The sequence below is a fragment of the Pseudoalteromonas sp. CnMc7-15 genome (assembly GCF_022347925.1).
Taxonomy (GTDB): domain Bacteria; phylum Pseudomonadota; class Gammaproteobacteria; order Enterobacterales; family Alteromonadaceae; genus Pseudoalteromonas; species Pseudoalteromonas ruthenica.
The window spans coordinates 335,963-350,070 of the sequence record NZ_JAKRFT010000005.1; the positions used below are offsets into that span (position 1 = coordinate 335,963).

Annotated in this window: 13 protein-coding genes; 1 reads left to right on the plus strand and 12 read right to left on the minus strand. The window is 48.5% G+C overall.

The features are described from left to right. Position 1 precedes the first annotated feature (1 nt). Genes MHM95_RS14210 through MHM95_RS14250 form a run of 9 tightly spaced genes read right to left on the minus strand, consistent with a single transcriptional unit; the run spans position 2 to position 9,198 of the window. On the minus strand, positions 2-1,228 hold the full coding sequence (locus MHM95_RS14210; RefSeq protein WP_022945523.1) for a type II secretion system F family protein: 1,227 nt from the start codon (positions 1,226-1,228) through the stop codon (positions 2-4). Beyond that, complete coding sequence (locus MHM95_RS14215) at positions 1,228-2,940, minus strand: ATPase, T2SS/T4P/T4SS family (RefSeq protein WP_328283339.1); 1,713 nt, start codon at positions 2,938-2,940, stop codon at positions 1,228-1,230. The genes MHM95_RS14210 and MHM95_RS14215 overlap by 1 nt, the downstream gene beginning before the upstream one ends. Then, a complete protein-coding gene (locus MHM95_RS14220) occupies positions 2,940-4,151 on the minus strand; it encodes a tetratricopeptide repeat protein (protein ID WP_239385605.1) in 1,212 nt (403 codons plus the stop codon). Before MHM95_RS14220 ends, MHM95_RS14215 begins: the two co-directional genes overlap by 1 nt. Continuing rightward, positions 4,148-5,050, minus strand: coding sequence for an AAA family ATPase (locus MHM95_RS14225; protein WP_130147124.1), 903 nt, complete (start codon positions 5,048-5,050; stop codon positions 4,148-4,150). The genes MHM95_RS14220 and MHM95_RS14225 overlap by 4 nt, the downstream gene beginning before the upstream one ends. Then, the gene (gene mshL / locus MHM95_RS14230; protein WP_239385606.1) at positions 5,050-6,741 is read right to left on the minus strand and encodes a pilus (MSHA type) biogenesis protein MshL; all 1,692 of its coding nucleotides are present in this window, start codon (positions 6,739-6,741) and stop codon (positions 5,050-5,052) included. The genes MHM95_RS14225 and mshL overlap by 1 nt, the downstream gene beginning before the upstream one ends. After that, on the minus strand, positions 6,725-7,042 hold the full coding sequence (locus MHM95_RS14235) for a hypothetical protein (protein WP_239385607.1): 318 nt from the start codon (positions 7,040-7,042) through the stop codon (positions 6,725-6,727). The genes mshL and MHM95_RS14235 overlap by 17 nt, the downstream gene beginning before the upstream one ends. Further along, complete coding sequence (locus MHM95_RS14240) at positions 7,020-7,676, minus strand: agglutinin biogenesis protein MshJ (protein WP_239385608.1); 657 nt, start codon at positions 7,674-7,676, stop codon at positions 7,020-7,022. The genes MHM95_RS14235 and MHM95_RS14240 overlap by 23 nt, the downstream gene beginning before the upstream one ends. Then, positions 7,673-8,266 (minus strand): PilN domain-containing protein, encoded by a 594-nt coding sequence (locus MHM95_RS14245; protein ID WP_239385609.1) that lies wholly within the window; start codon positions 8,264-8,266, stop codon positions 7,673-7,675. The genes MHM95_RS14240 and MHM95_RS14245 overlap by 4 nt, the downstream gene beginning before the upstream one ends. Continuing rightward, a complete protein-coding gene (locus MHM95_RS14250; protein ID WP_022945515.1) occupies positions 8,263-9,198 on the minus strand; it encodes a hypothetical protein in 936 nt (311 codons plus the stop codon). Before MHM95_RS14250 ends, MHM95_RS14245 begins: the two co-directional genes overlap by 4 nt. Before the next feature lie 91 nt (positions 9,199-9,289). Between MHM95_RS14250 and MHM95_RS14255 the strand changes: the two genes are divergently transcribed. Further along, positions 9,290-10,198 (plus strand): pyridoxal-phosphate dependent enzyme, encoded by a 909-nt coding sequence (locus MHM95_RS14255; protein ID WP_239385610.1) that lies wholly within the window; start codon positions 9,290-9,292, stop codon positions 10,196-10,198. Here the strand turns inward: MHM95_RS14255 and MHM95_RS14260 are convergent. The 3 genes from MHM95_RS14260 to MHM95_RS14270 all read right to left on the minus strand — a co-directional run bounded on the left by MHM95_RS14260 (position 10,185) and on the right by MHM95_RS14270 (position 14,028). Then, the gene (locus tag MHM95_RS14260) at positions 10,185-11,780 is read right to left on the minus strand and encodes an EAL domain-containing protein (protein ID WP_239385611.1); all 1,596 of its coding nucleotides are present in this window, start codon (positions 11,778-11,780) and stop codon (positions 10,185-10,187) included. The two genes, MHM95_RS14255 and MHM95_RS14260, sit on opposite strands and share 14 nt — an antisense overlap. Positions 11,781-11,933: 153 nt before the next feature. Next, the gene (gene ssb / locus MHM95_RS14265) at positions 11,934-12,641 is read right to left on the minus strand and encodes a single-stranded DNA-binding protein (protein WP_022945512.1); all 708 of its coding nucleotides are present in this window, start codon (positions 12,639-12,641) and stop codon (positions 11,934-11,936) included. 19 nt (positions 12,642-12,660) lie between these two features. Next, on the minus strand, positions 12,661-14,028 hold the full coding sequence (locus MHM95_RS14270; RefSeq protein ID WP_239385612.1) for an MFS transporter: 1,368 nt from the start codon (positions 14,026-14,028) through the stop codon (positions 12,661-12,663). Positions 14,029-14,108: the final 80 nt, after the last annotated feature.

Consider the following 14,108-nt stretch of genomic DNA (forward strand, 5'->3'; position numbering starts at 1 on the left):
TTTAGCCCCCTTTAATCGCAGACATCAGGTTCCACATAGGAGTAAAAATACCCAATGCCAGTATTAGCACCATTACTGCCACCAAAGCAATTAAAATGGGCTCTATCTTCGCGGTCAGGCTCTTTAAATCAAAATCCACTTCGCGTTCATAGTAGTCGGCACTTTCTTGCAACAGTTCATCAACGCGACCGGTTTCCTCTCCGACTGCAACCATTTGTAACACCAATTGCGAGAAGAGCTCACTCTGTCGTGAAACCCGCAACAGGCTGTCGCCTTTTTCTATACCGCGTCGCATCTCAACAATACGCTGATGCATATGGGCATTATCAACGGCATCAGCCGTAAGGGATAACCCGGTGGTCATTGGTACACCAGAACGTAACACCATGGCAAAACTGCGGCTGTATCGAGATAACAAAGAGCGTTCAATGATGCTGCCAATAATGGGTAAACGTAATTTCACGCGATCCCATTTCAATCGTCCTAGCTCGGTACCTAAGTAACGCCGTATCCCGTAATAGCTTGCCGCCATCAGTGCTAGCAACAACCACCAGTAATGAACAAAGAAATTAGACGTGCCAATGAGAATGCGCGTCATCAGCGGCAACTCAGCATCGAATTTAGAGAACATTTGCGCGAACACGGGGATCACAAAAATATTTAAGATAAACATGGCCGCGATGAGAGCGATGATCACAAACGTAGGATAGCGCAATGCCGCTTTTATTCGTTTTCGCGTTTCTTGCTCGCGTTCAAAATATTCAGCCAACTGTAAAAAGGCATCCTCAAGCTTACCGGTGTTTTCACCCACCACCACGATAGAGATCATTAAACGATGAAAAACTTCCTTGTGGCTCGCCATAGCAGCGGATAAATTGCGCCCCTGCTCAAGCTGAGTGGTAATTTCTTTTAATACCTCGCGAAAACGCGGATTTGTGGTGGTTTCAGCCAGGCCGTTAATAGCGCGGATAATCGGGATCCCCGCTTTAAGTAGTGAATACATTTGCCGTGAAAAGATAATCATCTCATCAAGGCCAACCTTGGGCTGAAGCCAGGCCATAAGCGGCTTGTTATCGGCACTTTTTACCACCTGAGTTTCATCTATCTTAATTGGCACACTTTGACGCGCCAATAACTGATCCGCAGCCGCTTGTGCGTTATTAGCTTCAACCACGCCTTTAATTAGTTTGCCCTGGCTATCTTTGGCCTGATAACGAAAATGCGCCACTAGCTGTTTACCACCTCAGGTACATATTCAGCTACTTTGAATACTTCATCCAAAGTGGTGATCCCTTGCTGAGCGTAGTCCATTGCCATATGTGATAAAGGTGAGAAATCTGGGTTATTCTTCGCTGCTTGTGCAAAGGCTTGGGTATCACTTTGGCGCAGCGCATCCATCATATCTTCGTTCATTTCTAGTAGCTCAAACACCCCGATACGGCCTTTATAACCGGTGTGATTGCAGCTGTTGCAGCCTCGCCCTTGGTAGAATTGCGCATCCGCTAGGTGAGGCTGTAAATAACGTACCCAGGCACGTTCTTGCTCGTCGGCTTCATAGGGTTGCTGACAGTTTTGACAAATACGACGCACTAAGCGCTGAGCGATAATCGCTCGCAAGGAGCTGGCAACCAAATAAGGTGGCGCGCCCATATCGATAAGACGCATGGCGCTGGTGATGGCATCATTGGTGTGCAAAGTACTCAATACCAAGTGTCCCGTTAGTGCACCTCGCAGCCCTATTTCCACGGTTTCCTGGTCTCGCATCTCGCCGACCATGATAATATCAGGGTCTTGGCGCAAGGTTGTACGTAACACATTCGCAAAGCTCAAGCCTATTTTACTGTTCACCTGGACCTGATTTATACGGCTGATACGGTATTCAACAGGATCTTCCACAGTGATTATTTTATTCTGAGCCTGATTAAGTTCGCTCAAGGCCCCATACAGGGTCGTCGTTTTACCCGAGCCGGTGGGGCCGGTAACAAGGATCATGCCGTGCGGACGCTTCAGCGTTTCCCGTAACTTACGTAGCAAAGGTGCTGGCATACCGGTTTGATCTAAGGTGAGCAGCCCGGCGGATTGATCCAGCAAACGCATCACCACCGATTCACCATTTTGCACCGGCATGGTCGAGAGCCGCACATCTATGCTGTGGCCTTTTACTTTGATATTAAAGCGCCCGTCTTGGGGAATGCGCTTTTCTGATATATCCAAGCCAGACATTAACTTAAGGCGTAGCACTAAGGCTGAGGCAATCTTAACGTGATCTAAGATATTCTCTTGTAACACACCATCCACCCGCTGACGAATGCGCAGCATCTTTTCATCGGGCTCAATATGGATATCCGAGGCACGAACCTGTACCGCATCCTCAAAAATGGATTGCAGTAGCTTAACAACCGTTGCGTCTGAGGTGCTGTCATCGAGGGCATTGAGCTCGAACTCCTCCCCTTCTTGATATTCCTCATCAAGTTGTTCAGCAAAGTTAGCAATATCTTGGGTGCGTCGGTATACGGTATCGAACGCCTCTAACATTTGCGACTCTTGCACCACCGCAAGGTCAATACGCTTCGAACCCAGAATAGGCCCTAACTGGTCGAGACCACTTAAATCAGCAGGGTCACTCATACCCAATAACACGCTGTCGCCGTTATCCTCAATAACTAGCGCACGGTAACGGCGCGCATAAACCTCAGGTAAGAGGGTGGCGGTTTCTGGCGCAATGCGACGTTGCGAAATATCTAAAAAAGGAACATTCAGTTGCTGAGCCAAAAAGCGCAGTAACTGTGGCTCGGCAATCACGCCTAAATCAACTAGGGTCGCGCCAAGTTTCCGCCCTGAGCTTTTTTGCGCCGCCAGCGCTTGCTCAAGCTGCTCTTCGGTAATTATCTGCTCGTGGACTAAGAGGTCCCCTAAGCGCATTTTTAAGCGAGGTCTAATCATGGCGTGTCCTGTAAACTATCATAGCGAGCCCGAGCGTATTGTTGTGACGGCCCTGATAAGCCACCTAATTGTAAAGCGGTAGCATAATGCCCTCTGGCACTATGGTATTGGCCTAGTGCGTCTTCTGATGTGGCCAACGCCAACCACCATTTAGCTACATTGGGTTGACGCCTTACTAATTCAGTAAAGCATACCTTGGCAATATCGTGCTGCTTTAGCTGGCGCGCTGCCGATCCTTTTAAAATCCAATAGTCGTTGTTACCCAGTTGCGTTGCGCGCGCATCCTGGTCATCTCCTAACACCTCAAGCACGCGCTGATATTGCTGTTGTTCAATGGCCATTTTGGCAATCATGACACGCCATGAAAGGGTTTCTGGCGCCACTTTTAAGCCATTAATAAGCACACTGTATGCTTCTTCTAAGCGCTGTTGTCCATATAAGGTCGCAGCGAGTGATGACCGGGCTTGTTCATGTTCGGGTACAAGAATAACGGCTTGTTCAAACTGCTTTATAGCCTCGTTCGTCATGGCAAAGCGCAGCGACTGTTGTCCTTGCTCAAACCAGCGCTGCGCGCGCTGCTGAACACTTAGCGCCTTGACCACCTTCACAGCGGTATCACTGGATGACGCCACTGGCTGCGAGGCGTTAACCGCTCTCGTTGGTGGCTCAACTTGAGGTGCTTTTGGCTGCGTTGCTATTGGCTTATCACTTGGCTCGTCCTCAGTGGTAGAGGCCACCATTGCTTGCGCTGCCTCGACCGGCTTGGTGCTGCTAGGTAGCTGCTGTGATGATGTCGGGGGCTCAGTTTGTTTGTCCTCTACCACGTTGGCATGCTGCGGGCTGTTGAGCTCGGCATTGATGGCTGACACAGGCTGACTGTTATCATCTTTAGGTGCCGTTAAAGCCACACTGGTCGTTTGCTTGGGCTGCGATGCAGTCTCTTCGCTAACGAGCGTTGGCGGTTTTGCCTGGTGCGAGGGATCAGCGACTGTCGCTTCTTCAAAGCTGTCACTTGTGCTTTTAGGAGCTGCGGGGATCAGTAAATAAGCAAGGGCGATGACGACCATGGCGCTCACTAACACCGCAACAATGGTGATGACATTTCGCCAAGGCCGCGCCTGCGGCAGTTGCACGGTCGGCTCTAACGCCAGTTCATGTTCGCCATCGCGCTGCTCAATATCTTTGAGGGCCTTGTTTAGTAGACTCACAGTACTTGTCTCCACAACCAAATACCCGCCACGCCTAACACTGTCGCACTGAGCACTGCAAACAACCACCAGCGCCGCATAGATGTTGGCGCGTAGCAATCCTCGGTATCGGCAATTGCCGCACGAATATAGCGCTTATTGAGTGCTGTTTGCCCTTCCCCATAAGCCAATAATAGCGCTTTGTGGCATACCGTATTTACTAACCGAGGAATACCGCGACAAGCCCGTGCTATATGGTGGTTCAGACGCGGTGAAAAGAGGGGTGACTGCGCGCCTGCGCGGCGAAGGCGATGATTAATGTAGTAGTCCACCTCCGCAGCTGTCATCGGCCTCAGCTGATAGGAAAAACCGATACGTTGGCGCAATTGCCTTACTTGCGGATTGGCCAGCTTAGTATCTAGTTCTGGTTGTCCAAAGAGGACTACTTGGAGCAGTTTTTTTTGCTCCGTTTCTAAGTTGGTTAATAACCGCAACGCCTCCAGCGCTTCCCAACTAAAACATTGTGCCTCATCAACAATCATAACCACCTTTTTCCCTTCTTGACTCAGGGTTAACAGGCGCTTCTCTATGGATTGGCTCAATGTTTGTTGATCTTGCTCGGGCGCAAGTTCCAGCCCCAGCTCAGCTGCCACCGCCCATCGCAATTCATCTGGGGTCAAATAAGGGTTGGGCAAATAGACAACCACATAATTATCCTCGAGGTGGTTTATCAACTTTCTACAAATCAGCGTTTTGCCTGTACCTACCTCCCCTGTGACTTTTATAAACCCCTCGGACATACTCAGTGCACTGAGCAGCACTTTCAGCGCTTCGTTATGAGGCTCAAGAGCACAGTAGAACTGCGTGTTCGGGGTGAGCGAAAACGGCATTTCCGTTAGGTTAAAAAAGCTGAGATACATTAATTGCGGTACCAGGTCTCTAACAATTTACGTGAGCGTTGTTGTTGTTTCTTCCATGTGTCTGGCATAACCACGGTCGGGCGCAGTAAGATGACCAACTCTTTTTTATTCTGCTTCTTACGAATACTTTTAAACAGGTTACCAACAAGAGGAATATCGCCTAACACCGGGGTTTTCGAAACCTCGTCAGAGGTAATGGTTTGCATTAGGCCTCCGATAACCACGATTTCACCGCTCGATGCCCTGATTACCGTATCAGACTCACGAATATTGCTTTGGGCCAAAGGCAGCTCGATACTTTCGCTCCCTAATTTAATTGACTTGGTTTGCTCCTCGGTTTGCGTCACTGACGGGTGTACGTGCAAAATAACCGAGCCATATTTGTCTATTTGAGGCGTTACATCCAAGGCTATACCAGAGAAAAACGGCGTAAGCTCAATGTCATTGTTATTTTGTTGGGTGACATTGCCGATGTCTTCGCTGCTAGACACATCGGTTACAAAGTATTCATCCTCCCCTACTTTAATCACTGCTTTTTGGTTGTTAGTTGCAGTCACTCGAGGGTTTGAGAGCATTTGCACATCACCTTGGGTTTGCAATAAATTGATCACCCCAGCAAAATCAGGATTAGAGAAGACCAAACTAGCAGCCCCCCCTAATTCCGCAGAAATTTGATTACCGAGCTGCGCTGCTGTCGAGGAGAATGACAGTGATGTACTGCCAATATTTGCCGCTATTTCAGACCAATTGACTCCCTGCTGATATTCATCTTTGAGTGTCACCTCGATGATGCGCGCCTCTAAAATCACTTGCCGCTGCAAGCTTTCCTCACTGTGGCGCAAGAATTCTTTCATGGCAGCAATTTCACTCGGTAGTGCATGCACTGTTACCAAGCTTGCTTGTGGACTAACAATGACATAACGACCACCATGTGTGCCCACCAGTGACTGCAACGCCTCTTTCAAGTCGGCCCAAAAATCACTCTCGCTACTGGTTTGAATATTTGAGCCATTAAGCTGTTGAATATTACCAGAGCCACTGTTGTTGCCATTATTGTTATTAATGGCGTTGTTATTACCGCCGTTATTGCCACTAAAGTTGTTATTTCCGTTGCCACTGTTGCCGTTGTTATTCTGATCGTAATCGCTCACGCCGCCAGAGATGACGCTGACATTCGATACACCAAAGCGACGCATCATCAGATAGTTTACCGCTATAGACTCGGTGCGCATTTTTGCTGGTAAGACTTGCACTACCTGCCCTTCAAGAAACACATCAAGTGGATACATGCGGGTGATGATCTTAAGCACTTCATCCATGCTGACCTGCTTAAGGTTCAAACTAATAGCGCCGGACACCTCAGGATGAATAGCGACACTGAAGGGGGTATCGTCTACCAGGGCGTTGAAAAATGGCCGCAGTGCAACTTCATTGGCGACCACATCGAAGCGCTCAATAGCCGTGCTCGGCTGCACCTTAGTGTGTGCTGATACCGAGCTCAGCAATTCTTGCTCAAAATCTTTCGGGGGTTGCGGCGCCTCACTAACCTGCGACTGCTTTGCGGGTTCTAGTTCCTTGACAATATGAGGTTGTACTCGTTCTCCGGTGCCGAAGGTCGCACAGGCGCTAACCAGCAACGAAGAGGTACCAACTATAAACCAGCGGACTAATAACTTATTGTTTAATTTCATTGCTATATAACTCTAACTTCAATTGCTTTGCACCTTGAACAAGGAGCACAGCATGGGCGCTAATATTGGTGACAGTGTAATCGGCTAACTTATCCCCCTGAGCGTATAACTGCCCAGAAATAATGGCCTTATGTTGACCTTTTTTACTCACTACCGACTCCAATACCCATTGCTGCTGTACCGACTCATTACTACGTGAGGTCTGCGCCTGCACGGCGGGGCGTGTTGGGTCTTGTAAAACTTGTGCCGCTACTGGCACACTTATGACCATGAACAGGCTACAGGCTAATAAATGTTTCATTGTTACTTACCGTTACTAAGTTCAAGGTGAGTTGCGCTCTCGGATGCTCCTGCACCTTATAATGAAAGCCTGTAATGAGTACCCGAGTGGCTGCTTGCTCAATTCGTGCCATATAATCTCGCAAAGCAAAGTAATTACCTTGCAAGGTCATCTGCATATTGTGCTGATAAAACTGTAATTGTGGTGACGATGACTCACTTTGCTCGCCTGTTTGCACCGCTTCCACACCCATCACTTTAAAACCCAGTAACTGCACCCCTTGTTGCTGAGCTAGTAAATCGCCGAGAACATCAGGCATACGGTCGCCGGACACAAAACCATCACTGAGCTGTTGTAATTGTTGGTCTAAATCGCGGTTACGCTGGTGCAGCTCTTGAAGCTGCAACTTGAGATTAGCTTTATAATCAATAGCCAAAGCTTGAGTGAGTGCCTGTCGCTGTGTGCGCAGTGATGCATTCTCACTTTGGTAACCGGCAATTTGCGTGGCTGCTTGGTCGTGATTTTCCATCAATGGCATGCTTATAAACCACCCACCTAAGTACAGAATACAGAACAGCCCCACTGTCAGCACCAGCATCTTTTCCCGCTGTTGCAGCTGGCTAAACTGGTTACTTATATGTTGCCAACGCTTCATGGCTGCTCCCCATCAATGCGAGTAGACACATTAAACTGTCTTAGCTCATCACTTTGATCGAACTCCAAAACCGAAAACTCTTTACCTAAAAAGTAGTTGGAATTTCTTAATTGTTTAAGCCACGGAGCTATTTCACTGGGTACCGCCGTTTTGCCCTGTAACTGCACATGACGCTGACTAATATTAATTTCTGTCAGCCACACTTGTGGGTTGTGATAGCGCGCTAAATCATTCATCAAGGCGCTGTAAGTAAGCGGTGCACCGCTGCCCTTCCCTTGTAAATATGCGAGTAAACTAAGGCGATGCTGCTCTGCGCGCTGTTGCTGTTCTAGTTGCTGCTGCAAGTTCTTGGTATCGCGCCGCTGCGCTAATTGCTTATTAAGCTCTGCCACTTCAGCTTTTAGGTGGCTATGTTGCTGTGTAAGCTCCTGCAGCTGCTGTTGCTGATGATTGTTACGCCATACTTGCAGTGCGATAACCACAGCCAACACGACAAATGCAGCGATGAATATTTTTACGACTAGAGCCAGCGGCAGCGGATCATGACGCGGCTGCAAGCTTTCTTGGTAAAAATTTATGCTGCTTTTCATGCCTGCTCCAACATCGGAAAATAGGCGCCTGCCAAAGCCATATGGAATTTAGGATCAATCACATCAGCCAAATCCATAACCGGTTTAAACTCCACGATAGGGGTGGTTTGAAACGCTTGCAAACGCGAGATAACCGCCTGAGCATCATCGATGCCTTGAATAAGAATTTCCTTTATTGGTGGCTGTTTGAGCTGGCTCTCATAAAAGTCCATGGAGCGCTGAATCTCAAGCCCTAACGAATCACTTAAGTGCGACAAAGTGGTTTCATCGGGCTGTTGCTGTAACGCGCTGAACCCTCGTAGCCTGCGATTAAGCAGCAATTGTTGATCGCGAATGATTAACACACTGGGTTCATCTCCAGGCTCCTGATACACCACCAAGCGGGCATAGTTATCTTTGGCGGTCATCGCCGCGAGGGTGGTTTCTTTCACCGATAGCTGCTGAAGGTGGCAGTCATTGAGCTTATCGAGCTCAGAGACCAGCGGCCGCAATTGCTGCTTATCGGTGGCAAACACATTAATCTTGGCCTTTTGACCGGTGCTTTGAATCGGGTAATCGATATAATCAGCAATGATATTCTCGGCGCTTATGCTCACCAAGTCCTTTAATGTCCACGGCAGTGACTGAGTGATTTCTTGCTCGCTCAGCTCTGGCTTCTCGGCCTGTACTATCTGATAATAGGATTGTGGTAACACCACATACAAGTCGCAAGCGTCAGAAGAGATCTTGCGTAGCAATTTAAGTAATGCTTTCGAATAGTTAGCTGAATCGTTGAGCGGCAGCTCTTCGGTGTCACTGACAAACCATTGTTGCTTTTTTTGCTTTAACTGCACCGCGCGTAACACGTCTGCGTACAAGGCAACGCCCACTATTGCTTCGGACTTTTTCTTTGTATTTAGCCAAGGAACACGGGCCAAGAGTTTAGATGCCATATAGTCTGCAGTATCACCTATAAGAATATACAAAGTATCAATAATTTGCGGAATTTAGCAAGTTAATTAGGGGTAAAACTAGGGCAAAACTATGAGCTCAATCATTACATCCATCAAAGAGTCGCCAATGCAGCAAATTCACCATCCGCTGCTGCGGCATCACAACGTGCAACTAAGCATCAAACGCGACGATTTGTATCACCCTCTGATCCAAGGTAATAAATGGCGAAAATTAAAGTACAACTTAGCGGCTTTTCAGGCTTCTGAATGTAGGCAGTTGCTCACTTTTGGCGGTCCTTTCTCCAATCATTTATATGCAACAGCCGCCGCTGGAAAACTATTTGGTCTAAGCACCATTGGCATCGTGCGCGGCCCTGAACTTGATATGCACAACCCCACACTGCGCTTTGCCCAGGCCTGCGGTATGAAGTTAGTGGCGGTAACACGTAAAGACTACCGCTTGCGCCAGCAAAAAGATTACCTCAATGAGCTTAAGCAACGCTTTGGTAATGTCTACATTCTCCCTGAAGGCGGAACCAACCACGCGGCGCTACGCGGTGTAGCGGAGCTAGCCCAAACTTTACCAAAACACGATTATCTAGTGTGCGCTACAGGAAGTGGCGGTACCTTAGCAGGGTTATGCGCAGGCCATACGCAGCGAAAAGTACTTGGTATTGCCGTGCTCAAAAATGCAGATTACCTGAATCATGAAATAAGCCAACTAACCTCCGCACACCACTGTGACTGGCAATTAATGCAGCACTTTCATGATGGCGGTTATGGCCGCTTTAGTGACAAACAATGGCGCTTTTGCCAAGATTTCAGAGCCACCTATCAAGTGCCACTGGAGCCTATTTACACGGGGAAAATGATGTACGCCCTGTGGCAACTGATTGCACAAGGGTATTTTCCTTCCGGCAGTCGCATCATTGCCGTACATACCGGGGGCTTGCAAGGGCTCAATGGCTTGCGTTATCGCGGCCTACTCAAAGCGACTTGAAGGTTGACAGTTGCAGTGCACCAGAGAAGTATGCACCTTGTGCAGCCCTAACCCCGAGCTGCTGTAACACCAAAACTTGTTGTTGCCTTTCAACGCCTACAGCAATTATTGGAATACTGTGCTGTTGGGCCTTTGCAACGTAAGCCAACACACGCTTTTGCACATTTTTATCCACTTCAATGTGGGCAATAAGTTCGGGGGCCAGTTTTATCGCTTGTACAGGCACCGCCAATTTATCGAGATCCACATTCGGCCATGTTCGTAATTGGTCAATAATAATTCCGCGTTGGCATGCCTTCGTTCGGCGCACCCGCCTACGCACGATATATTGATGCTGCTCTAAAAGTTCAGCCTTACATTCGATAAGAACATTGCGATGCTGCTCGAGAAAGAGCTTAAGACGTTGCCAAAATTCACCATCGAACCAGCTTGATTGTTGCAAGTTGATGCTGACATCACCTTGTTGCACCTCGGTGGCAAGCATTTTATCCAATCGGGCTAAAACGGCGCTATCCACACTGCTTTCTGCTTTACGTGTTTGCGGCTCTTCGAGGTACTCTGGTGAAATCAGGCCCAACTGCTGGTGGCGAACACGTAGCAAGGTTTCGTGATGCAGTATTTGCTCGCTATGCAAATCAAATACGGGCTGGAAAAAGCAAATAAAATGATCTTTTTGCACACTTTCACTCAGCGAGCAGGACTTCGCTGCCAACAACATAGAGTGGTTATGGCTAAAGGGGATACGGTAGCAATGTTTGTCTTTACTTTGCTTTGCCAATGCCAACGCCGATTGCGTTAATTGATACACAATGGCTTGGTCAGCACCGCTTCGGTAGTTACAAATGCCCACCTTGACCTCTGCAGCCCGCAATTCAGGGAGTAAAGCTCGGCAGCTTTGTAAAATGGTGTCACTGAGTGCCTCAAGTTGCTTGTCGAGATGTTGATAATGAATATCATGGATGGTAATAGCAAAGCTGCCGGTGTTAAGCACCTTCACCGACAGCTGTTGCTGGTAGCTTAAGCTTTCTTGCAACAAAGCCTCGAGCAAACTCGCGACCCCGCTTGCAGCAATACTCAGTTTAGTGCAATGAGCGATTGCGAACACACTCTGATACAAGTGATTTAAGCCTAAAATACTCGCACTCATCGGTGCTTGTTCTGTTTTTTCTAACGATGGTACTTTGCTCTTTTGCGATACACGCTTTCGCCTAAGAAGGTTGACCACCTGCCAACACATGTACGCCAGCAGCGCATTACCGATGATAAACCAGTGACTTTTCGACAACCACAATGGCGAGCCAAATATCTCCTGATGTTCATTCCCGGTGGAGATCACCACAGACACAGGGTCAACATAAGCATGCTGAGGAGGCTCAAGGAAAAAGCCATAAGGTTCGAGTAAGGTCGTTAATAACGCATCATCTACATCAGTAACCCGATCTAGCTGATGTGATAGCTGATGGATATCGGCTTGGCGCTGCATATGCAAGGCATACGCAAGTACAGCATTGCACAATATAGCGAGTGTAATAGCCGCTAAACCAACAGTGATCCATGTACGGTATGGACGAAATAAAGACAAAATACAGGCCGACGAATAATCATTCTCATGCCTAAAGTGTTGTCCATGAAAGGGGGAAGCTCAAGCAAGAACCCATAAAAAAGCCCCATAGAATGGGGCTTGTGGAATAAAATAGCGAGATATCAATAAGCTTTTCGCACAACTTTTTAGTTGTTAGAACGGGATATCGTCGTCAAAATCAATGGGGGGTTCCATAGGGTTTGAAGCACCACCCTGGGGAGCATTTTGTGGTTTAGGAGCAAAGCCACCACCTTGCTGGCCGCCACCATGCTGATTGCTCTGATGATTCTGCTGAGAGCCAAAGCCACCTTGCTGTTGATTGCCTTGCTGCATACCTTGGTTGCTTTGTTGCTGGCCATAGTTATTGCTTTGTTGCTGCCCGTAACCACCTTGCTGCGCAGCACCCTGTTGAGGAGCTCCCTGCTGTGGGTTACTTTGTGCTTGGTTATTGCCACCAAAACCGCCTTGTTGCTGAGCACCTTGATAACCGCCTGAGGCAGCACCCTGGTTATCGCCACGACCACCAAGCATTTGCATTTGCCCGCCCATATCGACAACAATCTCAGTGGTGTATTTATCTTGACCGCTTTGGTCGGTCCATTTACGGGTCTGTAGGCGACCTTCGATATAAACCTGTGAGCCCTTACGCAGGTATTCACCCGCCACTTCTGCCAGCTTGCCAAATAGCACCACGCGGTGCCACTCTGTGCGCTCTTGCATTTGCCCAGTATTTTTATCTTTCCAGCTATCTGTGGTAGCAATGCTGATATTTGCTACGCCATTGCCGTTTGGCATATAGCGAACTTCTGGATCTTGACCCAGATTACCCACCAAAATTACTTTATTAACACCGCGCGCCATGGATTTTTACTCCTATAAATTACACTGCGGCGACGAGTCTTTGCGCCGCCTCTAAATCAAATTTTTTGTCGTCTACTTTAAGATAGCTGCGATTTTCATCACACACCACCGTGGCCTCTAACACCCCAGGTAATGCCACTAAACGACCCGCCAACTGCTGTGCATCCTGCTCTGAATCAACAGCACTAAGCAAACTAATAATTTTGCTACGCGGCGGCACTCGCATTTTCGCGGCTATGACAAGCCATATTACCCCAACCACAGCAGCCGCCGCAAACACCATCTCAGGGCTGCCGGTTTGGGCCACATAACCGCCTAAAATGCCTCCTAAAAACGCGCCCAAGAATTGCGATGAGGAAAAAACGCCCATCGCTGAGCCTTTTTGATTCGCCGGAGACAGTCGCGATACCAAGGCCGGCATAGTGGCTTCAAGAAAGTTAAAAGCCACGAAGTACAGCATCATACATGCCGCGATGACATACACTGAATGTGCCCCGGCAACCAGCCCAAGCATACTCACAATGAGCATCACGATAGCGACTAAAAACAAGGGTTTTTCTTTTTGCTTGGCAACGGCGACGATCATCATCGGCACCATAAGCACAAAAGAAAGCACAAATACGGGGATATATAATTGCCAGTGTTTGGCGGCTTCAAGCCCATCGGCAATTAGTTGCGTCGGTAGTGACACGAATACGGTCGTCAGTGACAGGTGTAAAAACAGCACCCCTAAATCTAAGCGAGCTAAGTCTGGGTGACGCACTAACTTACCCACATCAGCAAGGGTAACACTGGTTTCGCCCTTGGGCGCACGATTAACCGCCGTAGGTACCATCCAAGTAACAATGGCCATGCCTAACACCGCCAGCGCAGCGGTCAGCCAGAAAATCCCGGAAACACCGAAGCTCGCGGCAACCATGGGCCCTAGCAACATGGCGACGGCAAAGCTCATGCCGATGCACATGCCGATCACGGCCATCACCTTAGGCCGCTGCTCATCACGACTGAGATCGGCAGCAAGCGCCAGCAGTGCACTGGCAATCGCCCCCATGCCTTGTAGCGCCCGCCCTAATGTCAGGGTATACATGGATTCGGCACTCGCGGCGACCACCGAGCCTAAGGTAAACAATACCAACCCACCGATGATCACCCGCTTGCGACCAATGCGGTCAGATAACCACCCCATAGGAATTTGCAACAACGCTTGGGTAAGGCCATAAGCGCCAATCGCGAGGCCGATCCATAACGGAGAAAAGCCACTGAGGCTTTGTCCATAGACAGCCAACACCGGCATCAGCATAAACAGCCCAAGCATTCGAAATGCAAAGACACTGGCTAGCGATACCGCTGCACGTTTTTCGACAGTATTAAGTTGAGATGCGGACATGACGAAGTACTAAGCAGCCATAAAGCAAATTAAATTTATTGGCCGGCGATGATAGCATATCCACGCGCCAATATGACATG

What these genes read in the sequence shown, in the direction of transcription:
- MHM95_RS14250 (WP_022945515.1), bottom strand. Translation starts at nt 9,198, where the DNA reads ATGGCATCTAAACTCTTGGCCCGTGTTCCTTGGCTAAATACAAAGAAA.
- MHM95_RS14235 (WP_239385607.1), bottom strand. Translation starts at nt 7,042, where the DNA reads ATGAAACATTTATTAGCCTGTAGCCTGTTCATGGTCATAAGTGTGCCA.
- MHM95_RS14240 (WP_239385608.1), bottom strand. Translation starts at nt 7,676, where the DNA reads ATGAAGCGTTGGCAACATATAAGTAACCAGTTTAGCCAGCTGCAACAG.
- ssb (WP_022945512.1), bottom strand. Translation starts at nt 12,641, where the DNA reads ATGGCGCGCGGTGTTAATAAAGTAATTTTGGTGGGTAATCTGGGTCAA.
- MHM95_RS14245 (WP_239385609.1), bottom strand. Translation starts at nt 8,266, where the DNA reads ATGAAAAGCAGCATAAATTTTTACCAAGAAAGCTTGCAGCCGCGTCAT.
- mshL (WP_239385606.1), bottom strand. Translation starts at nt 6,741, where the DNA reads ATGAAATTAAACAATAAGTTATTAGTCCGCTGGTTTATAGTTGGTACC.
- MHM95_RS14255 (WP_239385610.1), top strand. Translation starts at nt 9,290, where the DNA reads ATGAGCTCAATCATTACATCCATCAAAGAGTCGCCAATGCAGCAAATT.
- MHM95_RS14270 (WP_239385612.1), bottom strand. Translation starts at nt 14,028, where the DNA reads ATGTCCGCATCTCAACTTAATACTGTCGAAAAACGTGCAGCGGTATCG.
- MHM95_RS14225 (WP_130147124.1), bottom strand. Translation starts at nt 5,050, where the DNA reads ATGTATCTCAGCTTTTTTAACCTAACGGAAATGCCGTTTTCGCTCACC.